This is a genomic window from uncultured Jannaschia sp. (genome assembly GCF_947503795.1).
In the GTDB taxonomy this organism is placed as follows: Bacteria; Pseudomonadota; Alphaproteobacteria; order Rhodobacterales; family Rhodobacteraceae; genus Jannaschia.
In genome coordinates this window covers 332,566-354,779 of record NZ_CANNEZ010000003.1, presented here as the reverse complement: position 1 = coordinate 354,779, position 22,214 = coordinate 332,566, and the positions used below count along the sequence as shown (strand labels likewise).

Annotated in this window: 20 protein-coding genes; 6 read left to right on the top strand and 14 right to left on the bottom strand. The window is 67.8% G+C overall.

Features of this window, described 5'->3' with window-relative positions:
* Positions 1-2: 2 nt before the first annotated feature.
* From Q0833_RS17145 to bchF, 4 genes are read right to left on the bottom strand one after another with little or no spacing between them, the layout of a single operon-like run.
* Positions 3-3,515, bottom strand: a complete 3,513-nt coding sequence (locus Q0833_RS17145; RefSeq protein ID WP_298437931.1) for a cobaltochelatase subunit CobN — start codon at positions 3,513-3,515, stop codon at positions 3-5.
* Positions 3,505-5,022 carry a ferredoxin:protochlorophyllide reductase (ATP-dependent) subunit B gene (bchB, locus tag Q0833_RS17140; RefSeq protein ID WP_298437929.1) on the bottom strand — a complete coding sequence of 506 codons (1,518 nt, stop codon included), beginning with the start codon at positions 5,020-5,022 and terminating at the stop codon, positions 3,505-3,507. Before bchB ends, Q0833_RS17145 begins: the two co-directional genes overlap by 11 nt.
* Positions 5,019-6,299: a ferredoxin:protochlorophyllide reductase (ATP-dependent) subunit N gene (locus tag Q0833_RS17135; RefSeq protein ID WP_298437926.1), complete on the bottom strand. Its 1,281-nt coding sequence runs from the start codon at positions 6,297-6,299 to the stop codon at positions 5,019-5,021. Before Q0833_RS17135 ends, bchB begins: the two co-directional genes overlap by 4 nt.
* Positions 6,296-6,775, bottom strand: a complete 480-nt coding sequence (gene bchF, locus Q0833_RS17130; RefSeq protein ID WP_298437923.1) for a 2-vinyl bacteriochlorophyllide hydratase — start codon at positions 6,773-6,775, stop codon at positions 6,296-6,298. Before bchF ends, Q0833_RS17135 begins: the two co-directional genes overlap by 4 nt.
* Positions 6,776-6,967: 192 nt before the next feature.
* Here bchF and Q0833_RS17125 point away from each other — a divergent pair, with 192 nt between their 5' ends.
* From Q0833_RS17125 to idi, 6 genes are all read left to right on the top strand, one after another.
* Entirely contained in the window at positions 6,968-7,753 is a 786-nt protein-coding gene (locus Q0833_RS17125; RefSeq protein ID WP_298437920.1) for a hypothetical protein, read from the top strand.
* Between the two features lie 58 nt (positions 7,754-7,811).
* On the top strand, positions 7,812-9,197 hold the full coding sequence (gene ppsR / locus Q0833_RS17120; protein ID WP_298437916.1) for a transcriptional regulator PpsR: 1,386 nt from the start codon (positions 7,812-7,814) through the stop codon (positions 9,195-9,197).
* 88 nt (positions 9,198-9,285) lie between these two features.
* Entirely contained in the window at positions 9,286-10,188 is a 903-nt protein-coding gene (chlG, locus tag Q0833_RS17115; RefSeq protein ID WP_298437914.1) for a chlorophyll synthase ChlG, read from the top strand.
* 1 nt (position 10,189) lies between these two features.
* Entirely contained in the window at positions 10,190-11,443 is a 1,254-nt protein-coding gene (locus Q0833_RS17110; RefSeq protein WP_298437912.1) for a BCD family MFS transporter, read from the top strand.
* 2 nt (positions 11,444-11,445) lie between these two features.
* Positions 11,446-12,654: a geranylgeranyl diphosphate reductase gene (locus tag Q0833_RS17105; RefSeq protein ID WP_298437909.1), complete on the top strand. Its 1,209-nt coding sequence runs from the start codon at positions 11,446-11,448 to the stop codon at positions 12,652-12,654.
* 3 nt (positions 12,655-12,657) lie between these two features.
* A complete protein-coding gene (gene idi / locus Q0833_RS17100; RefSeq protein WP_298437906.1) occupies positions 12,658-13,188 on the top strand; it encodes an isopentenyl-diphosphate Delta-isomerase in 531 nt (176 codons plus the stop codon).
* A 265-nt stretch (positions 13,189-13,453) separates the two neighbouring features.
* Here the strand turns inward: idi and pufC are convergent, their stop codons facing one another.
* From pufC to bchC, 10 genes are all read right to left on the bottom strand, one after another.
* On the bottom strand, positions 13,454-14,554 hold the full coding sequence (gene pufC / locus Q0833_RS17095; RefSeq protein ID WP_298437903.1) for a photosynthetic reaction center cytochrome PufC: 1,101 nt from the start codon (positions 14,552-14,554) through the stop codon (positions 13,454-13,456).
* Positions 14,554-15,522: a photosynthetic reaction center subunit M gene (gene pufM, locus Q0833_RS17090; RefSeq protein WP_298437900.1), complete on the bottom strand. Its 969-nt coding sequence runs from the start codon at positions 15,520-15,522 to the stop codon at positions 14,554-14,556. Before pufM ends, pufC begins: the two co-directional genes overlap by 1 nt.
* Positions 15,523-15,532: 10 nt before the next feature.
* Complete coding sequence (gene pufL, locus Q0833_RS17085) at positions 15,533-16,375, bottom strand: photosynthetic reaction center subunit L (protein ID WP_298437897.1); 843 nt, start codon at positions 16,373-16,375, stop codon at positions 15,533-15,535.
* A 117-nt stretch (positions 16,376-16,492) separates the two neighbouring features.
* Positions 16,493-16,663 carry a light-harvesting antenna LH1, alpha subunit gene (gene pufA, locus Q0833_RS17080; protein WP_298437894.1) on the bottom strand — a complete coding sequence of 57 codons (171 nt, stop codon included), beginning with the start codon at positions 16,661-16,663 and terminating at the stop codon, positions 16,493-16,495.
* Between the two features lie 12 nt (positions 16,664-16,675).
* A complete protein-coding gene (gene pufB, locus Q0833_RS17075) occupies positions 16,676-16,831 on the bottom strand; it encodes a light-harvesting antenna LH1, beta subunit (RefSeq protein ID WP_298437891.1) in 156 nt (51 codons plus the stop codon).
* A gap of 190 nt (positions 16,832-17,021) precedes the next feature.
* Positions 17,022-17,243 (bottom strand): cytochrome PufQ, encoded by a 222-nt coding sequence (gene pufQ, locus Q0833_RS17070; protein WP_298437888.1) that lies wholly within the window; start codon positions 17,241-17,243, stop codon positions 17,022-17,024.
* The gene (gene bchZ / locus Q0833_RS17065) at positions 17,236-18,711 is read right to left on the bottom strand and encodes a chlorophyllide a reductase subunit Z (protein ID WP_298437884.1); all 1,476 of its coding nucleotides are present in this window, start codon (positions 18,709-18,711) and stop codon (positions 17,236-17,238) included. Before bchZ ends, pufQ begins: the two co-directional genes overlap by 8 nt.
* Positions 18,711-20,219 (bottom strand): chlorophyllide a reductase subunit Y, encoded by a 1,509-nt coding sequence (bchY, locus tag Q0833_RS17060; RefSeq protein WP_298437881.1) that lies wholly within the window; start codon positions 20,217-20,219, stop codon positions 18,711-18,713. Before bchY ends, bchZ begins: the two co-directional genes overlap by 1 nt.
* Positions 20,212-21,213 carry a chlorophyllide a reductase iron protein subunit X gene (locus Q0833_RS17055; protein WP_298437876.1) on the bottom strand — a complete coding sequence of 334 codons (1,002 nt, stop codon included), beginning with the start codon at positions 21,211-21,213 and terminating at the stop codon, positions 20,212-20,214. Before Q0833_RS17055 ends, bchY begins: the two co-directional genes overlap by 8 nt.
* Positions 21,210-22,145: a chlorophyll synthesis pathway protein BchC gene (gene bchC, locus Q0833_RS17050; RefSeq protein WP_298437873.1), complete on the bottom strand. Its 936-nt coding sequence runs from the start codon at positions 22,143-22,145 to the stop codon at positions 21,210-21,212. The genes Q0833_RS17055 and bchC overlap by 4 nt, the downstream gene beginning before the upstream one ends.
* Positions 22,146-22,214: the final 69 nt, after the last annotated feature.

Here is a 22,214-nt window from a genome sequence, read left to right as displayed (position 1 = left end):
TCCTATTCCGCGGCCACGATGCCTTCGAGCCGGTCTTCCAGCTCGTCGGCGGCGTTCTGCAACGCGGCAAGTGTGTCGGCATCCGGGCGCCAGAATTCGCGGTCCCCGGCTTCCAGCAGGCGGTTCGCCATCCGGGCGCTCGCCTTCGGGTTCAGATCGGCCAGACGACGGCGCATCGCGTCGTCCAGCACGAAGGTTTCGGACAGGCGCTGGTAGACCCAGGGCTCCACCGTGCCGGTCGTGGCACTCCAGCCCATCGTGTTCGTCACCTGCGCCTCGATCATCGAGACGCCCTCGGCCCCGTGCTTCAGAAGCCCCTCGAACCAGCGGGGGTTCAGGCTCCGCGATCGGGTCTCGAGGGCCACCTGCTGGGCTAGCGTGCGGACCTTCGCCGCCCCCATCGTCTGGTCGCCGATATAGACCGGGGCCTCGGTGCCCCGCGCGCGCTTCACCGCGCGGCTGATCCCGCCCAGCGTGTCGAAGTAGTGGTCCACCGTGGTCACGCCCAGCTCGACCGACTCGAGGTTCTGATAGGCCAGGTCCACGTCGCCCAGCGCGGCCTGCAACAGGTCGGCATTGCGCGCCGCCTTGCCGTCGCGCCCGTAGGCGAAAGACTTCCGCGCCTCGTAGGCATCGGCCAGCTCGCCTTCGTCGTCCCACGCGCCACTGTCGACCAGTTGGTTCACGTTCGAGCCATAGGCTCCCTCGGCATTCGAGAAGACCCGAAGCGCCGCCGTCTCGAAATCGCAGCCGACCTTCTCGGCATAGGCCAGCGCATGGGCCCGGATCGGGTTCATCTCGGACGGCTCGTCGGCGCTGGCGGCCAGCCACGCGGCCTCGGCCAGCATCCGGGTCTGAAGCGGCAGCAGGTCGCGGAAGATGCCCGAAAGCGTCATCACAACGTCGATGCGCGGACGCCCGAGTTCGGCCAGCGGGATCAATTCGGCCCCGCAGAGCCGCCCGTAGTGATCGAAGCGCGGCCGCGCGCCCATCAGCGCCAGCGCCTGCGCGACGGGGACGCCGTCGGACTTGATGTTGTCGCTGCCCCAGAGGACCAGCGCGACCGAGCGCGGCATCGCGTCATGGGTCGCCAGGAGCAGGTCCGCCTGTGCCGCGCCATCGCGCAGGGCATAGGCCGTGGGCATCCGGAACGGGTCGAAGGCGTGGATGTTGCGCCCGGCGGGCAGGACCTCGGGCGAACGCACGAGGTCACCACCGGGAACGGGCGCGATGAACCGCCCCGACAGCGCCCGCATGAGCCCGTCGAGTTCCGCGTCACCACGCAGCGCGGCGGCCGCCGCCTCACGCGCGGCTTCGGGCAGATGCGCGACGTAGGATGCGACATGCGCATCGCTCAGCCGCGCGCCCACGACATGCAGCCCGTCGGTAATCATCGCCTGCTCGGTCTCGAGCAGTGCCAGCCACAGGTCGTCCGGCGCCCCGTCCAGATCGACCGCCTCGGCCTGATCCGCTATCAGCCGCGCCAGATCTTCCGAGCGGTCGCCCGAGCGCCAGCGCTGCACGCTCTCTTTCAGGGCCAAAAGCCCCTTGTAGAGACCGCTCGCCATCACCGGGGGCGTCACATGGGTCACCGTCACCGCACCCGACCGCCGCTTGGCGAGGGTCGCTTCGGACGGGTTGTTGGACGCGTAGAGATAGATGTTGGGCATGTCGCCGATCAGGCGGTCAGGCCAGTCTTCGGCCCCGAGGCCCGACTGTCGGCCCGGCATGAACTCCAGCGCCCCGTGCATCCCGAAATGCAGAAGTGCGTCGGCCCCGAACTCTGTCTTCATCCAGCGATAGAACGCGCCGAACGCATGGGTCGGCGCGTAGCCGTTCTCGAACATCAGGCGCATCGGATCGCCCTCCCACCCGAAGGCGGGCTGGAGGCCGACGACCACATTCCCGAACTGCGCGCCGAGCACGAAGACACCCGCACCGTCCGACTGCTGACGTCCGGGGGCGGGGCCCCAGGCGGCCTCGGTTTCGGCCAGCCACGGATCCTCTGCCACGAGGCGGTCGGCCGGGATGCGTGCGATGACGTTCGCGTCTTGCCCGTAGGTCGCGGCATTCCCGTCAAGCACGGCGGCGCGCAGGGCGTCCACATCGGCGGGCGGGTCTACATCGTGGCCCTCGGCATGCAGCCGGCGGAGCGTGTTCAGAAGCGATTCCCAGACACCCAGATAGGCGGCCGTCCCGGCGGCGCCGGCATTGGGCGGGAAGTTGAAGAGGACGATCCCGATCTTGCGAGCCTGCGGGTCGGAGCGCCGGAGATCCGCAAGGTTCGAGGCCCGCGCGACCAGATGCCCGATGCGCTCGTGGCAGGGCGCCATCGCGCGCGAGCCGTCGGCGGCGCAGTTGCGCGCGCAGCCCCGGCAGCCGCCCGAGTCGTGGCGCCCGGCGAATACGGTCGGGTTGGTCGCGCCGTCGATCTCGGGCAGGGCGATCAGCATGGTCGTCTCGACCGGCCCGAGGCCCTGCTTCGAATTCCCCCACTGGCCCAGCGTCTGGAACTCCAGCGGATGCGCCGCGATATAGGGCACGTCCAGCGTCGTCAGCACCTCGACTGCCGCCGCGCTGTCGTTGTAGGCGGGCCCGCCCACCAGGCTGAACCCGCTGAGCGAGACCAGCGCGTCGATGCGATCGTCCGAGAAATAGGCGTCGATAGCGGGACGCATGTCGAGCCCGCCCGCGAAGGCCGCCCGGACCCGCATGCCCTTCGCCTCGAAGGCGCGGATAACGGCGTCGTAATGCGCGGTGTCGCCGGCCAGAACATAAGACCGCATCATCAGAACACCGACGGTTCGCCCCTTTGCCCGCGGCAGGCGATCGGGGTCGGTGACGATGCCCAGATCCGGGTGATAGAGACCGACTTCGGGATATTCGACGGGTGCGCGCGCCTCGGTCTCGAACCGGCCGGAATACCGCCCGATCAGGTGCCGCAGCAGGCCCTCGAAATTGTCGTCCGACCCGCCCAGCCAGTATTGCATGCACAGAAACCAGGCGCGCAGGTCCTGCGCCTTGCCGGGCACGTAGCGCAGCAGCTTCGGCAGGCGCCGCAGCATCTTCATCTGCTTCTCGCCGCTGCTCCCCGAGGGCGATTTCGAGCCGCGCAGCTTCTTGAGGAGCTGGATCGCCGCCGAGGATGGCTGCGCCATGTCGAGGTCGCCCATCCGGGTCAGCTTGACGACCGAAGGGTCACTGACCATCCCGACCAGCGCGTCGCAGGCGTCGCGCCGTGCCACGAGGTCCGGCATGATCGCGCGCAGGTGCTCGTCGATGAAGAGAAGGCCGCAGACGATGATATCGGCCTCGGCGACCGCGCGCTTGGCCTCGGCCAGCGCATCGGGCGTCTCGGCCCATTCGGCAGCGGCATGGACCGTCACCTCGAGGCCGGGGAACTCCGCCGCCATGCGCAGCCCGACCCGTGCGACCGGCCCCGCCGCATGGGCGTCCAGCGTCACGATGGCGACGCGGTAGGGCGCGAAGGCGGTTATGGGCCCGTCACCGCGCATAATGGGCCTTCGCTTCGTAGAGCGTCTCGACACTGATCTCGGCCACGCCGCGTTCGGCGGCGAAGGCTTCGGTGTTCCGCCGCGCCTTGCCGCGCACGAAGAACGGGATCTTGCGCAACTCCTTCTCGGCGGGGGCCAGCCAGACGACGTCCCCGTTCGGCTGCACCACCGGCTCGACCGCATCTGTGGCCGTCGGTGCGTGGCCGCCATGATGCGACGGCCCGGCCGCGTCCGAGAACTCGAAATCGTCGCGGAACATCGTCAGGAGGTGTTCCTCCAGCCCCATCACCAAGGGATGCACCCAAGTGTCGAAAAGGACATTCGCCCCCTCGACCCCCATCTGCGGCGAATGACGCGCGGGGAAGTCCTGCACATGGACGGGCGACGAAATCACGGCGCAGGGAATGCCCAGCCGTTTGCCGATATGCCGCTCCATCTGGGTCCCGAGGATCATCTCCGGCGCGGCCTCGGTGATGGCACGCTCGACCTCAAGATAATCGTCCGTGATCACAGCTTCGAGGCTCATCTCGCGGGCCAGCGCGCGGACCGGGCGGGCGAACTCGCGGTTGTAGCATCCAACCCCGCAGACCTCGAAGCCCATCTCGTCGCGGGCGACCTTGGCGGCCGCCATCGCATGGGTCGCGTCACCGAAGACGAAGACACGCTTGCCGGTCAGGTATGTGCTGTCGACCGAAGCGGCCCACCACGGCTGACGCAGGCTCTCATCATCAAGAATAGGCTCTAGACCGGCCAATTCGGCGACTTCCGCGATGAGTTGCCGGGTCGCGTTGGTGCCGATGGGGATGGTCTTCGTATAGGGTTGATTGTGATCACGCTCGAGCCAGCGGGCTGTCGCTTCGGCATGTTCGGGGTACAACACGACGTTGAAATGCGCTGCCGGGAGCCGGGCCAGGTCGGACGGGCGGCTGCCCATGGGTGCCACCACGTTCACCGCGATCCCCATCCCGTCGAGCAGCTTCGTCACCTCGATCACGTCGTCGCGGTGGCGGAAGCCGAGGCCCGTGGGTCCGAGAATGTTGCAGCTCACCTCGGGGGTGCGTTCGCAGGGCTGCGCCAGCGCGCGGGCAAGTTGGTAGAATGTCTCGTCCGTCCCGAACAGCTCCTTGCGGGAATAGCTCGGAAGCTCCAGCGCGATCACGGGGACAGGCAGGCCCAGCCGCTCGGCCAGACCGCCGGGATCGTCCTGGATCAGCTCGGCCGTGCAGGAGGCGCCGACGATCAGCGCCTCGGGGCGGAACCGCTCGTAGGCGGCCATGCAGGCATCCTTGAACAGCGTTGCCGTATCGGCGCCGAGATCACGCGCCTGGAAGGTCGTGTAGGTCACCGGCGGCCGCTGGCCCCGCCGTTCGATCATCGTGAAAAGCAGATCCGCGTAGGTGTCGCCCTGCGGCGCGTGGAGGACATAATGCAGCCCCTCCATTCCCGTCGCGACGCGCATGGCGCCGACATGGGGTGGGCCCTCGTATGTCCAGACCGTCAGCTTCATTCCGCCGCCACCGCGTGGGCGGGACCGTCCCGCGCAAGCAGCGCCTTGCGCCGGATCGGCCGCGCGAAGAGGGCGGCCAGATCGCCCGCCTGCTCGTAGAAATGCACCGGCGTGAAGACCAACTCGATCGCCCACTTGGTCGTCAGCCCCTCGCGCTCCAGCGGGTTGGCGAGGCCGAGGCCGCAGACCGTCAGGTCGGGCCGGTCGGCACGGACGCGGTCGAGCTGCATCTCGACATCCTGCCCCTCGGCGATGCGCGGTCCTTCGGGAAGAAGCGCCAGCTCCTCGGCCATGATGCGCGAATGCAGGAACGGGGTGCCGACCTCGACGGCGGACATGCCGCATTCACGGGTCAGGAAGCGCGCCAGCGGCAGCTCAAGCTGGCTGTCGGGCAGGAAGAAGACGCGCTTGCCAGCCAGCGTTTCGGTTGCGGCGGCGACGGCCTTCCGAGCACGGGCGCGGGGCGCCTCGGTGACGCGGTCGAACGTATCGGCATCGACGCCGAACGCATCGGCCACGGCGCGCAGCCAGAGCGTCGTCCCCTCCTCGCCGAATGGGAACGGGGCGGGAATGTGGGTGGCACCGCGCCGGTCCAGCGCGTCGGAGGTGTCGCCGAGAAATGGCTGCAACAATGCATAGCGGGTGTTCGGCCCAACCTGCGGATCCTGGTCGGCGCGTCGCCCCGGAAGGACCTGCACCTGCTCGATTCCCATTCCGGCCAGAAGCGCGCGCGCCTGATCCTCGACAACGTCGGGCAGCGCGCCCACGAGCAGAAGGTTCGGTGCGTCGGTTGCCTCCAGCTTCGGGACCATCGCGGCGAGGCAGGCATCCTCGCCCTGGGTGAAGGTCGTCTCGATGCCCGAGCCGGAATAGTTCAGCACCCGCACATGCGGCGCATGGGCGTCGGACAGACGCTCGGCCGCGCGGGCGAGATCGAGCTTGATGACCTCCGAGGGGCAGGAGCCGACGAGGAAGAGTTGCCGGATGTCGGGCCGCCGCTCCAGCAGCCGGGCCACCTCGCGGTCGAGCTCGTCATTGGCGTCCTTGAGGCCGGCGAGGTCGCCCTCCTCGAGGATGGCGGTGCCGAAGCGCGGCTCGGCGAAGATCATCACGCCGGCGGCGGATTGCAGGAGGTGCGCGCAGGTGCGCGATCCGACCACGAGGAAGAAGGCGTCCTGCATCTTGCGGTGCAGCCAGATGATCCCGGTGAGACCGCAGAAGACCTCGTGCTGCCCCCGCTCGCGCAGGACCGGTGTATCGGTGCAGCCCACGCTCATGCGGGCGCCTCGAGGCGGGCGGCGCGCAGCTTCCAGAGGAACTGCCCCGCATTCACGAGATAGGCGGCATAGGCTGTCAGGGCGACGGCCATCTCGGCCAGTGGCGCGAAGCTGCTGTCCCAGAGCATCCAGCAATAGGTCAGATGCAGCGCGATGACGCCGAAGCTGACGACGTCTTCCCAGAAGAAGGCCGGTGCGAAGAGCCAGCGGCCGAAGACCACCTTCTCCCAGATCGAGCCGGTGACCATGATCGTCAGGAGGACACCCGTCTTCACCACGATCGAGGCGGAGGCTGCCCCGTAACCGGTGCCGGTCGCGAGGTAGCGGATCACGAGGACGAGGGAGACGAGAAACACGACGAACTGCAACGGCGCCAGAAGCCCTTGGATCAGGGTCCAGACGGTCCGGTCTCGTCTCGCGCGTTCCTCCGGCGAATAGAGCCGGGTGCGGGCGCGGGTTCGGCGCGGCACCTTCATGTGACGACTCCCCCCCTGTCAGTTGCACGTATCATCGGAGTTACGCGGCTGGTGTCAATTTCAATTTACACTACGGGGGACGATGTGTCACGATGGGACGACGGTCACCTACCCTTCGGCCGTAACTCAAACTTGACATCGGCCGGTCGAGCGCTTGGTTTACCGAAGCCCCGGTCACGAGGGAGGCGACGCATGACGACCCCCTACGACGACAGCGCAGCGTATCGCGCGAAGATCCTGATCCCGACGATTCACGACACGCTGGACGGGTCCGGATTGCTGACACTGGCACTCCGGCTGATGCCCGCGGCTCCGGGTGATCCCGGCGTCACCGCGGCGCTGGTGGAGCTGGGCGAGCGGATCTTCCTCCACGAAGAGGATGTGCCCCGCCGCGCCCTGATTGCACAGGCCCGCAGCGACGTGCGTCTGTCCGGCTGGATGCTGACCGATATCCTGCCAGCCATCGCGCTCCGGCTCGAAGACGGCTGGAACCATGACCGCCTGTCCTTCGTCGACGTGACGATCGCCGCCGCACGCATTCAGGACGGGGTGCGCCGCCTCGGCCGCATCGCGCTGCCGCCGGCCGAGATGCCCGCCGTCGCGATGATCGTTCCGGTCTGGGAGCAGCATGCGCTCGCCGCGACCTTCGCCGCCGAGGAGATGCGCCGCCTCGGCGCGCCCGTCCGCCTCGTGGCGGGCACGGCGGTCCGCGACATCCCCGCCCTGCTCGAACGCTTCCCGGCCGCGGCGCTGATGATCTCCTCCAGCAGCGGCCGCGCGGCGGCCCGCGTGCCCGAACTGATCCGCGACCTGCGGCGACATGTGCGCCGCGCGCTGCCGGTCGTCGTCGGTGGCGCAGCGCTGATCACCGACCCCGACCTCGGGGTTCGCGCGGGGGGCGACCTCGGAACCAATTCCGCCGCGGATGCCTTGGCTTTCTGCGATCTCGCGCCATGTCTTTCCCCGGCCCTCTCGTGACGATATGCGGGACCCCGTTCCGGGGCAACTTGGCCCCCAAGCCGCTGGAGTTGGCGCGATGAACACGCGCGAGAGCGATTTCTGGAATGAACGGAGCGGGCCGCGGATCGCGCCCGAGTATTTCGGGGATATCGTCGCGACCGCCGCCGATCTCGCGCTTCTGATTTCCGAGAACGGGCGCGTCCTGTCGGTGACGACGAATCCGCTGAATTCCGGCATCGGTCGCATCGACCACTGGGAAGGCCGAGAGATCGCGTCCTTCCTCGCGCCCGACAGCCTGGCCAAGGTCAAGGATCAGCTCGAGGCCGTGTCTGAAGGCCGCACCGGTCGACCCGACGCGATCGAGGTCAACCACGCCGACGGGGCGATCTGGGATTTCCCGGTCCGCTACACGTTCCACCGTACCGGGCGCGACGGCCGGGTGCTGATGCTGGGGCGCGACATGCGCCCGCTCGCCGAATTGCAGCAGCGTCTGGTCAAGGCCCAGCTCGCGCTGGAGCGCGACTACCAGACCGAGCGGATCCATGAGACGCGCTACCGCGTCATCCTCGACAGCGTGCGCGACCCGCTCGTGCTGGTGGACGTGGCCAGCGGGCGCATCGTCGATCTGAACGCGCCCGCCGCGCGGATGCTCGGCGGCGGCGTTCCCGAACTGACCGGCTCTCCCTTCACCCAGGCCTTCGAGGGACGCCGCCGCGGCGAGTTCATCGACGCGCTGGTGGCTGCGGACGGCACCTCGCTCGCCGTGCAGATGCGCCAGGCGGGCGGGGCCGCGACGCTGGTGCCGCGGCTGTTCCGCAACGCGGGCGAGCGCATCCTGCTCTGCCGGTTCGAGACGCGCGGCGGAGATGCGGATATCCGATCCGACGATCCGCGGCAGGTGCGGCTCTCGGCGCTCTACCATGGGTCGGTCGAGGGCATCGTCCTGACGGACCCGAGCGGCGCTGTGGCCGATTGCAACGACGCGTTCCTGACGCTCGCCGATGTCGATTCGGTCAGCCATGTCGCGGGCCAGCAGATGTCGGAATTGCTCGTGCGGGGGACCATCGACCTCAACGTGCTGCACGACGCCGACGGCCCGCGCAGCTTCACGACGCGGCTCGTGACGCCATTCGGATCCCAGCGTCCCGTCGACGTCACCGCGACCCCGCTACCCGATGGCGGCCATGCCTACGTGCTGCGCGACGCCGTTGCCCGGATGGAAGCCACCGAAAGCGCCGGAAGCGGTCTCGGGTCGATCGACGCCACCGACCAGGTCGGGAGCGTGCCGCTGCGCGAGATCGTGGCCTCGATGACCGACGTGATCGAGAAGCAGTGCATCGCCGCCGCCGTCGAGCTGACCGAGAACAACCGCGTCGCCGCCGCCGAGATGCTCGGGCTCAGCCGCCAGAGCCTTTATGTGAAGCTCCGCAAATACGATCTGCTGCAGCGCGACGAGGAGTGACGGCGAACCCTCGCTTCTGTCACGCGCACTGGACAGATTCCGCTTAAATTCCTTGTGACGATACGCCGGTGGCGTCTATCATCGCGGCATGAGTGTCACGGAAACCTTACACCCCGGACCACGCCGTCTGCCCGAGCCACGCGCGCTCCTGCGGCTGATCAAGCCTATCACGTGGTTTCCGCCGATGTGGGCCTATCTCTGCGGCGCGGTTTCCTCGGGCGTCTCGCCGTTTTCGTCGCTCGGTCTCGTCGTCCTCGGCCTGCTCCTTGCGGGCCCGATCACCTGCGGCATGAGCCAGGCAGCCAACGACTGGTGCGACCGGCATGTCGACGCGGTGAACGAGCCCGACCGCCCGATCCCGTCCGGCCGCGTGCCGGGTCGCTGGGGCCTCTGGATCGCGTTGGCGATGTCGGTCCTGTCGCTGCTGATCGGCTGGCAGTTGGGGCCGTGGGGCTTCGGCGCGACCTGCCTCGCCGTGGCTGCCGCCTGGGGCTATTCGGCCGAGCCGATTCGCCTCAAGCGGTCGGGATGGTGGGGGCCGGGTCTTGTCGGACTCAGCTACGAGACGCTGCCCTGGATCACCGGCGCCGCCGTCCTCGCCGCCGGGATGCCGGATGCGCGCATCCTGATCGTGGCGCTGGCCTATGGCATCGGCGCGCATGGCATCATGACGCTCAACGACTTCAAGGCGCTCGAAGGCGACCGCGTCCACGGCGTGAACTCGCTGCCGGTGACGCTGGGCCCCGACCGCGCAGCCCGCGTCGCCTGCTGGATCATGGCCGTGCCGCAGGTTGCCGTCGTCGGGGCCCTCGTCCTGTGGGGCGCACCGATCCACGCTGCGATCATCGCCGGGCTGATCGGCCTCCAGATCCTTGCCATGCGCCGGATGCTGACCGATCCGAAGGGCCTCGCGCCTTGGTATAACGGCACGGGCGTCCTTCTGTCGGTTGCGGGCATGATGGTCGCCGCGCTGGCACTCGAGGGGATGTGAGATGCTGAGCTGGATCCAGATCGCCCGCTTCGGCCTCGTGCAGATGGCGCTGGGATCGATCGTCGTTCTGACCACCTCGACGCTGAACCGCTTGATGGTGGTCGAACTGTCGCTGCCGGCGGTGCTGCCGGGCCTGCTGGTCGGGCTGCATTACGGCATCCAGGTCACGCGGCCCGGCTGGGGCTATCGCTCGGATGTGACCGGCAATCGCACGCGATGGATCGTGGGCGGCATGGCGGCGCTGGGGCTCGGGGCGGTGCTGGCCGCCTGCGGCATCATCGTCCTCGCCGAAAGCTTCGCCGCCGGCCTCGCCGTCTCGATCCTCGCCTACACGTTGATCGGGCTGGGGGTCGGCGCGTCGGGCACGTCGCTTCTGGCGCTGCTCGCCTCGGCTACGGCGCCACGCCGCCGGGCCGCGGCCGCCACGATCACCTGGTTGATGATGATTCTCGGGATCGCGCTGACGGCCGGTCTGATCGGTCAGCTTCTCGACCCTTACACGCCCGCCCGCCTCCTGAAGATCACCGGCGCGCTCGCTGTGGTCGCCACGCTTCTGGCGGCACTCGCCATGGGCCGGATCGAGCGCGGTGTCCCCGCCGTACCGCCGACGCCCGCGCCGAAGCTCATGGCCGGGCTGGCCGAGGTCTGGGCCGAGCCGCGCGCGCGGGCCTTCACGCTCTTCGTCTTCCTCTCGATGACCGCCTATTTCATGCAGGAGCTCATCCTCGAGCCCTATGCCGGCCTCGCCCATGGCTTCACGCCGGGCCAGAGCACGTCCCTGTCGGGGGCCCAGAACGGCGGCGTCTTCATCGGCATGGTCACGGTCGGGATCATGGCCACCGGCCTTCGGATCGGCGGCCTGCGCCACTGGGTGATCGCGGGCTGCCTCGGATCGGCACTGGCGCTGGCGGCGATCGCCGCGCAGGCCCCGCTGGTGCCCGCGACCATAGCACTCGGCTTCTTCAACGGCATGTTCGCGGTCGCCGCCATCGGTGCGATGATGGCGCTGGCGGGCGAAGGCCGCGCATCTCGCGAAGGCACGCGCATGGGGCTCTGGGGTGCGGCGCAGGCCGTGGCCGCAGGCTTTGGCGGACTGACGGGTGCGGCGCTGGCCGATCTCCTCAGGACCGGCCTCCCCGACGCGCAGGCCTTCGGCACCGTCTTCGTGATCGAAGCGGGCCTCTTCCTCTTCGCCGCCCTGATGGCGACCCGCACCGTGCCCGCCCCCACCCCCACACTCGTCCCCGGAGAATGACCATGATCCATGACGTCGTCGTCGTCGGAGGTGGCCCATGCGGGGCGACCGCGGCCCATGACCTGGCCCTTAAGGGGCACAGCGTCGCCCTGATCGACAAGGCCGGGCGCATCAAACCCTGCGGCGGCGCGGTGCCGCCCCGCCTGATCCGCGATTTCGACGTTCCCGACAGCCAGATCGTCGCCCGGATCGACACCGCCCGCATGGTTTCACCCACGGGCCGCCATGTCGATATTCCGATCGAGGACGGATATGTCGGCATGGTCGATCGCGAGCATTTCGATGTGTTCCTGCGCGACCGAGCCGTTCGCGCCGGCGCGCATCGCCATACCGGCACCTTCCTGCGGATCGAACGCGACGGCGACGCGACGACCGTGGTGTTCCGCGACAAGGCCGACGGCACCGACCAGCGCCTGCGCACCCGGCTGGTCATCGGGGCCGATGGTGCGCGATCGAAGCTCGGCCGCGCCGAGGTGCCGGGCGGCGACACGATCCCCTACGTGATCGCCTATCACGAAATCATCTCGGCCCCGCCCAAGGCGGCCAATTACGACCCAAAGCGTTGCGACGTGATCTATGACGGCGCGATCTCTCCCGATTTCTATGGCTGGGTCTTTCCGCATGGCGCGCAGGCCTCCGTGGGCATGGGCACCGGCAAGGACGGCGTCGACCTCAAGGCGGCGACCGCCGATCTGCGCGCGGCCTCGGGCCTCAGCGACTGCGAGACGATCCGCCGCGAGGGTGCGCCCATTCCGCTGAAGCCGCTCGATCGCTGGGACAATGGCCGAGATGTGGTCCTTGCGGGTGATGCAGCGGGGGTCGTGGCACCCAGTTCGGGCGAGGGGATCTTCTACGCGATGGTCGGCGGCCGGGTCGCGGCACTCGCCTGCGAGAAGGTGCTGGCAACCGGTCAGACGAAACACCTGGCCCTCGCGCGCAAGCTCTTCATGAAGGACCACAAGGCGGTCTTCAAAGTGCTGGGCGCGATGCAGAACGCCTATTACCGCTCCGACGAGCGGCGCGAGCGCTTCGTGACGCTCTGCCACGATATCGACGTCCAGCGCCTGACCTTCGAGGCCTACATGAACAAGGAACTGGTCAAGGCGCGTCCGCTCGCGCATCTGAAGATCGGCCTGAAGAACGTCGCGCATCTTCTGGGGATCGTGCCCGCGATGGGCCGCGCCCCGCGGGCGACCCATCCCGCGGAGTAGGCGATGACGACACTCATTCCCGCCTGGATCGACGGCACATTGACGCCTGTCGAAAAGCTCGAGGTGCATCGTCGAGGCCTGCGCCACAAGGCGGTGTCGGTCTTCGTGATGGATGGCGACCGCCTGCTGATCCAGCAGCGGGCGGCCTCGAAATATCACACGCCGAATCTGTGGGCGAACACCTGCTGCACCCATCCCGACTGGATGGAGCACGGCGCCGCCTGCGCCACCCGCCGCCTGCGCGAGGAGCTGGGGATCGAGGGACTCGTCCTCTTCCCGCGGCCCGGTATCGAGTATCGCGCCGATGTCGGTGGCGGCCTGGTCGAGCACGAGGTGGTCGAGGTCTTCACCGCCGACGCGCCCGCCGACCTGCCCCACGATCTCAACCCCGACGAGGTGCAGGCCATTCGCTGGACCGTGCTCGATGATCTCCGTGCCGAGATCGCGGCCGCGCCCGAACGCTTTACGCCGTGGCTGCGGATCTACATGGCCGAACATGCCGAGGCGATCTTCGGGGCGGACATGCGCGTGTGAGATCCGTCGCGGCTTGCCGCGTCATCGTCTGACATCGCTTGGTGCCTTGATCGCGAGACCGCCGCGATGGCCCTCCGGATGCGGACATGTCTGCTCACCTGTCGCCGCCGTCGCGCCGGGACCGGCTCCGCATCCCCGAACGCGCGCCGTCTCAGGCGACGAGCAGCGCTGTCGCCCGGAATGGAACAGGCGCGCCACCTGTCGGGGGCGCGCCTGTCTTCGTCTTGTGCGGTCCGGCGCGGCTGGGGCGGCGCGCCGAGGGGGGTCAGTTGGCGACGAGCGTCAGCTCGGGCCAGTCGGCGGTCATGTTCATGCCCTGCAGCGGCTTGTTGTAGCCCTTGTGGCAGGTCTTGCAGGCGGCCTTGGGCGCGTCGGCATAGACCGGCCCGAGGCGCTCCGGCGGATAGACCGGGCCCAGCGGCTCGAGGAACGTGCCGTTGATGTCGCGCACCATCTCGATGGCCAGCGACGCCGTCGCCCATTGCGGCGTGAACTGGCCCGCGTCGTAGAACGCCCGGCTGTTGTGGCAGAACACGCAGTTCACACCCAGCGAGTTGGCGAAGTAGTTCATCAGCGCATAGGTTCGCTCGGTATCCTGGATCGAGGCGTAGTCGCCTTCGCCCGGAACCCCGGCGACCCGGCTCTCGAGGTCGTGGACCGTGATCCGGTTGTCCTCGAGCAGGTAGCGATAGAGCGCGTCCGAGGGCAGCGACGTGCTCTGCGACATGGCGGTGGCGCGGTTCTGCACGGACGCCCAACCTTCGGTCGCCTGCGTCACCGGGTCGATGCGGAACCAGACCTCGGACGGGACCGGCTGGCCACGGTGGCAGGTGTAGCAGTTGACCCCGACCTCGGCATTCGCGTTGACGTGGGCGTACCACTCGTCGTTCACGTACTGGGTCATCTGGATCATGCGCCGCGACACGACCTTCGTGTAATTCGCATCCGAGGCGTAGTTGACGTCCCCGTCCTCGGTCACGACGTGGCAATAAGTACAGCCCTCGTCCGGCGACACCCACTGGGTCATCGCGTTCATCAGGCGGTTGAAGTTGCCATCCGACACCTCGCCCAGCACCTGCACGTTCTCATAAAGCTCGCCCGCCGTTTGTTCGCCGGCCTCCAGCTCGTAGGGCGGCTCGGAGTAGTACTCCGCGATCGTGGGATCGACGGAGCGCGTCATCGCCGCAATCTGCATCCCCGTGCCGCGCGGGCCGGTCTGGTCGAACTCGTCGTTGAAGGGCTGGCCGTAGGTGACGACCATGGCCGCGACGAAGAGGGCCCCGCCCACGGCCCCCACCAGGATGGCGGGGCCGAAGACATTGGTGGGATTCTCGGCATTCCAGTCGCCGAACCATTTGGGAAACATCAGTTCGCCTCCGGGACATAGACCTCATAGCCGTAGGGCTCGAGGTAGGTGGGGGCGAAGTGATGCTCCTGCGCCCAGATGAACCAGTTGTCGACGACCGTCCCGGTCAGAAGGATGCCGATGCCACCGGTGATGGGGGTCAGGACCGCGAACCACCACGCCCAGCGGTGGATGCCTTCCATCGTGGCGTTGAAGCCCATGGTCCAGCGCCAGAAGAGCGAGGCGCGTTCCGTCGCGGTGCCGCGGTCGTAGATCTGCTCGAGCTCGCGGTCGCCGCCGTAGCGGGTCACGGCGAGAATGGTCGCGCCGTGCATCGCGAAGAGCAGCACCGAGCCGTAGAGGAACACGATCGAAAGGCAGTGGAACGGGTTGTAGTAGAGATTGCCGTAGCGGATCGAGAAGGCCGTCGTCCAATCGAGATGCGAGAAGATCCCGTAGGGTACCATCTCGGACCAGGAGCCCATGAAGATCGGGCGGAAGAGACCGAGGACGAGGAACAGCCAGATCGCCGCGCCGAAGGCCCAGGCCACGTGCTTGCCCATCTTGTGCTGCTGCGCGAGCCAGTAGGACCGCAGCCACCAGGAGATGACCGACACGAGGAGCAGGAAGCTCGAGATCATGTACCAGCCGCCATCCTTCAAGGGCGGCATGTGGAGGCCGTGCTCGGGCGAGGGCGGATCGAGCGACAGCCAGAAGAGCTGCCGGATGAACTCGGGGATCGACCAGTCGACCTGCGCGAGGAAGTTGAACCCGATGATGTTGAGCCAGAGCGTCCCGGTCGCGAGGCTGATGACCCCGAAGAAGCCGAGATAGATCGGGCCGAGCTGCGCGTTGCCGATCAGGCCGATCAGCGTCGAGAAGCTGGCGCCCTTGGTGCGCTCGCGGAACATCTCGTGTTCGTTGTCCATCCCCATCTCGGGTGCGCCCTGCACCTGAACCTGGGTGAAGATGTTCTGATATTCAGGCATCCATGACATCTCAGAGTCCTCCCTGGACGGCGGGCCAGATCGGCAGCTCCAGCCACCAGTTCCACCACTCGGGCCAGCCCTTGGTCCAGACGGGTCCGCTGATGATGATGCAGACCGCGCTCCAGAAGCCGGCATTGATCGCAAGCAGGAACCCGAGGCGGTGGATGCCAAGCGTGCCGATCGAGTAGCCGATGAAGTCGCGGAAGAACGTATCCTCGTCATCCGGCGTCTTGGCCGCCTCGCCCTTCTCGGGGTTGGCCGCCGACAGGATCAGCGCGCCGTGCAGCGCGAGTGCCAGCGTCGTGGTGAAGAACAGCGTCACCGCGAGCATGTGAGCCGGATTGTAGTGGAAGTGCAGATAGGCGTAGCCGGTGTTCGACACCCAGTCGAGATGGCTGAAGATCCCGTAGGGGAAGCCGTGGCCCCAGGCGCCCATCAGCGCGGGGCGGAACACGTTCAGCGTCACGAAGGCGAAGATGGCGACTCCGAAGGCGAAGGGCACGTGGTAGCCCATGCCGAGCTTGCGGCAGATCTCCACCTCGCGCAGCGCCCAGCTGACGAAGGCGCCGATCGCGCAGATCGTGATGATCTGCCAGAACCCGCCCTGCGCCAGCGGCGCCATGCCCAGCCCGTAGGCGAGATCGGGCGGTGCGATGTTGATCGTCCACGGGTTGAAGTTGCCCTGCCAGGCCGTGCTGATGAAGATCAGCAGCGTGCCGAGGGCGGCGAAGAAGATGGTCGTGACGCCGAAGAAGCCGACATAGAAGGGCCCGACCCAGAAATCGAACAGATCGCCCCCGATCAATGTCCCGCCACGGACACGGTATTTTCTCTCGAAGCTGAGCAATGCCATCGGGGCAGCCTCCGCGGTTGAGGGACGGGGGGTTCGAGAAACCGGCCGTCGGAATTTCCTGTGGGGTTGGTGCGGGCGACCCGGAGGCCGCCCGCGACCGTGTTCATGATCCCGGGATCATTCCACGACGACGAGGCGTGCGTCCGAGCTGAGCTCGAACCAGTTGTACCCATCGTAGGAAAGCAGGACGAGGTGGATCATCACGGCGAGCAGGAAGAGAAAGACTCCCTGCGCGACGAAAACCCTGCGGGGGTCGAAGACCAGCCAGATCTTATAGAACTTGCTCATATCCACCCTCCGTCACCAGCTGAACCACGGGAACACGATATACGTGAGTATGTGAGCGACGACGGCCACGGCCGTGAAAAGCCAGAGCCCGCTCAAATACACCGCATGCAGCTCCTGGGCCTGCTCGTCGGTGAGACCCGTAAAAGACAGGTCAGTTCTGTCAGCCATTGGAAAACTCCTATGAAGCCGACGCCGCACACCCTGCGGCCGGGCCCCGGCGCCGCCTCATTGCGACACCGGCCGTCCACCCCCCTGGCGGGGGATGAAACCGTTCGCTCCGTTCCGCCCGGCCACGGGAGAGGGAGCCTATCCAACCCCCGGCGTGTCTGACGTGCCGGGGTATTTCGTCACCCGGTCGTCAGACCGAGCAGATGGTCCGCGTCACATCGCCCGCGCGGGTCCAGGCATCGGTCAGGATGCCGGGTCGCGGCGTCATGTCCGAAGTCACGATCGCGGCCGTCGCACGCACCGCCGCCAGTGGCAGCGAGAGCGCGAAGACCGGCGCGAAATACATCCAGTATTCCAGCCCCGGCTCCTTGCGGGATCGGGCGACAGGAATGTTCGAGGTCATGTCAGACATGGCTCTCCTCCTTTTCGGGATGGGTGGGAGCGAGGCGCGCGACCGTGTCCGCGTCGACACGGGGCGCACCCGCCTTCAGGGTCGCCGCCTCGGCCTCGTCGCGGAGGCTCTTGGCGGCGGAAATGCGGGTGAGGACCGGGAAGCCGTCGACGATCCGGTCGAGCAGGGCCTGAGCCTCCGGCTCCCACGGCATGTCGCGGCGAAGCTGGCTGGGCGTGCCGTCGCCGGCATCCATCTCGGAGCCCAGCGGCAGGATGTGAAACAGCGCGTCGAACAGCCCGTTGCAGATCTCCTGCAGAAGATAGCTGGCGCCGGCATAACCCATGAACGGCGTGCCCGTATGACGCCGGATGGCGGCGCCGGGGAAGCTTGCGGGGATGAAGGCGGGCTTCGGGCCGAAGCCGCCCGCCGTCTCGGCGAGATACATCTTCTCGTTGATCGACCCCATCAGGATCAGCGGCCGCTTGGTATGGATGTCGGCGCGCACCTGGTCGTTGTCGGATTTCTTGCCCGCGACGCGTGCGGTCGCGAAGGCGCAGGGCAGGCCCAGATCCTCCTCGAGGAACAGCCGGATGCCGCGCGTGTAGGTCTCGTTCGCGACGATCCCGAAGCTCGCCGTGGCGAAGAAATCCTGCGTCACGCTGCGCCAGAGATCCCAGACCAGCTTGAGCGTCGAATGCTTCTCGGTCTCGATGAACGGCTCGGGGTCCAGTCCCGTCAGCTCACCCAGCTTGCGCAGGAAGGACGTGGTCGAATCCACCCCGATCGGCGCTTGGAGATACGGCTTGCCCAGCACTTCGCAGAGGCCGCGCCCGAACTCGCGATACATGCAGATGTTGACGTCGGCGTTCACGAGGTTCCGCATCTCGGCCAGATGCGCGCCCAGCGGCATCACCATGTTGACCTCGGCGCCGATCCCTTCGACCAGACGCCGGATCTCGGCCAGGTCCGAGGGCATGTTGAACGTGCCGTACATCGGCCCGAGGATGTTGACGCGGGGCTTGTCCTGCGGCTCGCGCGCCTTCTCCTTCGGCATCCGGCCCTTGGTCATCCCGAACTCGGTGAAGATCCAGGTCATGGCGCGGTCGGCGGCCTGCCACTGGTCCTCGTCGATGGTGCGCGGCAGGAAGCGCTGGATATTGGTGCCCTGGGGCGTCACGCCCCCGCCGATCATCTCGGCGATGGACCCGGTGACGACGACCGCGGGCAGCGCCGGGTCAAGCGTCTTCCAGGCCCGCTTCATGGCACCCTCGGTCCCCTCGCGGCCCAGCTCTTCCTCGCCCAGTCCCGTGGTCACGATCGGCAATTCATGCGGCGGCAGCGCATCGGTGTAATGCAGAACGGAGGTAACGGGCAGGTTCTCGCAGCCGACGGGGCCGTCGATGACGACCTGAAGGCCCTTCACGGCGCAGAACGCGTAGACCGCGCCCCAATAGCCACCGGCCCGATCATGATCCTGGACCAGCATCAGATCATCTGCGCGGCCGCATCGGCGCGCGCCTTCTTGTCGAGCTTCTTCTGATGCGCGGCGCGGAAGTCGGGGCGCAGGTTCGGTGCGCCCTCCCACACTCCGGCCGTGTCGCCATGGCCGACGCCCTCGAAGAACGCCTTCATCCGACCCATGCGGTCCTTGTTGCCAATGGCCGCGTTGACCACCTGCTGCAGCGACCCCGCGCCGGCCACGCCCATCAGGGGCCGCGCCGAGATCAGGTTCGTGAAGTAGAGGCTGGGGATGCCCATCTCCTTGGCCCGCTGCACCACCGGCGTCGTCCCGATCGCGAGGTCGGGGCGCAGGCCCTCGACCACGGAGAGGTCGTCTTCCAGCGAGGCGCGGAACTTGATCGTCACGCCGCGCGCCTCGAGCCATTCGACATCGGGCGCGCTCCACGGCGTCTTCGGGCAGGCGGTGCCGACATAGGGCACATCCGCCCCGCTCTCGATCAGGAGGCGGGCGACGAGCAGCTCCGAGCCCTCGTAGCCCGACACCGTGACCGTCCCGTCGATCCGGGACGCGGCGAGCGCGCCCTCGATCGCGGGGAGAAACTGGTTCTGCGCCTCGGAGACCTTCGCCCCCGATATCCCGAACGTCTCGCCGACTGAAGCGAGCCATGCGGCCGTTCCGTCGACACCCACGGGTGCCGAGGAGAGGATCGGGCGTCCGGCCGCCTGAAACTCCCGCACGGAAGCGGTGTAGAACGGGTGGATCGCGGCGACAGCGCCGCAATCCAACGCAGAATAGAACTCGCGCCACTCACGGCAGGGAACGACCGGACCTGCCGCCAGACCGAGTGGCGCGAGCATTCCCGCTATCCCCAAGGGGTCAGCGGGAAACATTTCGCCCAACAGCGTGACTGTCGGACGATCTTCCACGCCCGCGGCGGGGGCTGGCACCGGACCGGCAGCCACCTCCTTGCGAGCGTAGGAAAGCATGGCGGCGGCGAGGACATCCTTCGCCTCCGCGTGGGTGGGGATGCCGAAGCCCGGCACGTCGATGCCGATGATGCGAACGCCGTCGATCTCGTCGGGCAGAAGGCGCAGCGGAACGCCGCTGGCCGTCGGCACGCAAAGGTTGGTGACCACGATGGCATCGAGCTTGGACGGGTCGGCAATGTCATGGACCGCGTCGCGGATATCCTCGAAGAGCTTGCCGGTGACGAGCGTCTCGCTGTCGAAGGGCACGTAGCCGACCGACCGGCGCGCGCCGTAGAAATGGCTCACGAAGCTGAGGCCGTAGACGCAGCAGGCCGAGCCCGAGAGGATCGTCGCGACGCGCTTCATCCGCAGCCCGACGCGCAGCGACCCGAAGGCCGGGCACATGCTCTGTGGCTTGTCGTGCGGCCCCACCGGGTAGTCGGCCTTGAACCGGTCGAGCAGATCGCCCTGACCCGCCTTGCGCGCAGCCGCCTCCATCGTCTCCGAAGAGGAACAGCCGCCCAATTCGGGTGCGGCCTCCATATGTCGGAGGTCGTCAGGCATCGTCGTAAACGACCTCCAGCGACGGCTTCACTTCGTAGAACTTGCCGCGCATGTCGGCGTCCGTGGCTGGCTCAAGCGTGATGCCGGCCCCCGTCTCGGACCCGTCGAACAGCGCCAGAAGACCGTCTTGGTCCACCGGGGTGGGACGCACCGGGGGTGCCACGGCGACCGCATCGCCAAGCGCGGCAAAGAGGCTGCCCCATTGCGACGCATCGGTGCCGACGATCTGGTAGTTGGCGGATTTCTTGCGCAGGTCGTCATCCTGCGGGATCGAGGCCAGCACGGGAATGCCCGCGACCTCGGCAAAGGCCTGCGCCTCGCCGGATCCGTCATCCTTGTTGATGACGAGGCCCGCGACGCCGACATTGCCGCCCAGCTTGCGGAAATACTCCACCGCCGAGCAGACGTTGTTGGCCACATAGAGCGACTGCAGGTCGTTGGAGGCGACGAGGATGACCTTCTGCGCCATGTCCCGCGCGATCGGCAGGCCGAAGCCGCCGCAGACCACATCGCCCAGGAAGTCGAGCAGGACGTAGTCGAAATCCCAATCGTGGAAGCCCAGCTTCTCGAGTAGCTCGAAGCCGTGGATGATGCCGCGTCCGCCGCAGCCGCGTCCGACCTCGGGGCCGCCCAGCTCCATCGCGAAGACGCCGCCCCGCTTGAAGCAGACATCGCCGATCGCAACCTCCTCGCCGGCAAGCTTCTTGCGGGTCGAGGTCTCGATGATCGTCGGGCAGGCCTTGCCGCCGAAGAGCAGCGAGGTCGTGTCGGATTTCGGATCGCACCCGATCAGTAGCACGCGCTTGCCCTGCTCGGCCATCATGTGGCTGAGATTGGCCAGCGTGAACGACTTGCCGATGCCGCCCTTGCCGTAGATCGCGATGATCTGCGTCTTCGACGTCGGCTCGCCCTGGGGCACTTCCAGCGTCGGCTCCTCGGCGGCCTCGTCGCGCAGGCGGGACGAGAAGTCCTTGAGGTTCGGAATGTCGTTCATTGGACCGTTCCCCAGTTCAGGATCATCTTCAGGCAGGCCGGATCGCTGAATGCGGTCGCGTAGGCGTCGGCCGCATCGGCGGCCCGGGCCTCGTGCGTGATCAGCCCGTCGAGCGAAAGGATCCCCGCCTCGACCAGGTCACGCGTCGCCGTCAGGTCGTCGCAATTCCACTCGGCGCTGACGCGCAGCCGGATCTCGCGCATGAAAGCGGGCGGGTAGGCGAAGCTCAGCGGCTGGGCGTAGAAGCCCGCCAGCACGATCTCGCCGCCGCGCGCGGTGCGCCCGATCAGCTCGTCCAGCAACGCGGCATTTCCGGACGCATCGTAGATCACGCCATAGTCGCGGCGGTCGTCCGTCGCCGGGTCGACCACGTCATAGCCGGTCGCGCCGTCGCGGCGCGCCGGATCGATCTCCCACACGGTGGGCTGTCCGCCAGCGGCGATCGTCAGGCGCGCCAGAAGGCGCCCGAAGGTGCCGTGGCCGACGATCAGGTCGGGAAGTTCCGTGCGAAGACCCGCGATGGCATGGCGCGCGGTCGCGGCCAGCGCGAGCAGCGCGCCCTGCGCCCCGTGGCCCGCATCGATGCGGACCAGCCGGTCGGCGGCGGTCGACACATGGCTCGCGGCGGCTCCGAAAAGGCCCCGCGCCTCGTCGTAGCAATCGGCGCCCGGCACGAAGACGCGGTCGCCCACGGCGAATCGCGAATCGCCCGACTCGCAGACTTCGCCCACCGCCTCGTAGCCCGGCACCAGAGGATAGCCCATGCCGGGGAAGGGCGGCATCTCGCCCGACCAGAGCAGCTTCTCGGTGCCGGTGGAAATTGCGGAATGAAGCGTTTGCACGACCACGTCGCCTGCACCCGGGGCCTTGAGCCCCAATGTCCGAAGCGCGATGTCGCGCGGCCCGGAAATGGTGATGGCGTCTGTCTGCACGCGGCCCCCCGTCACGGTCTGCGGACAACGCGTCCACGACACGGTGTAACTCTACCGTGACGTTGATCT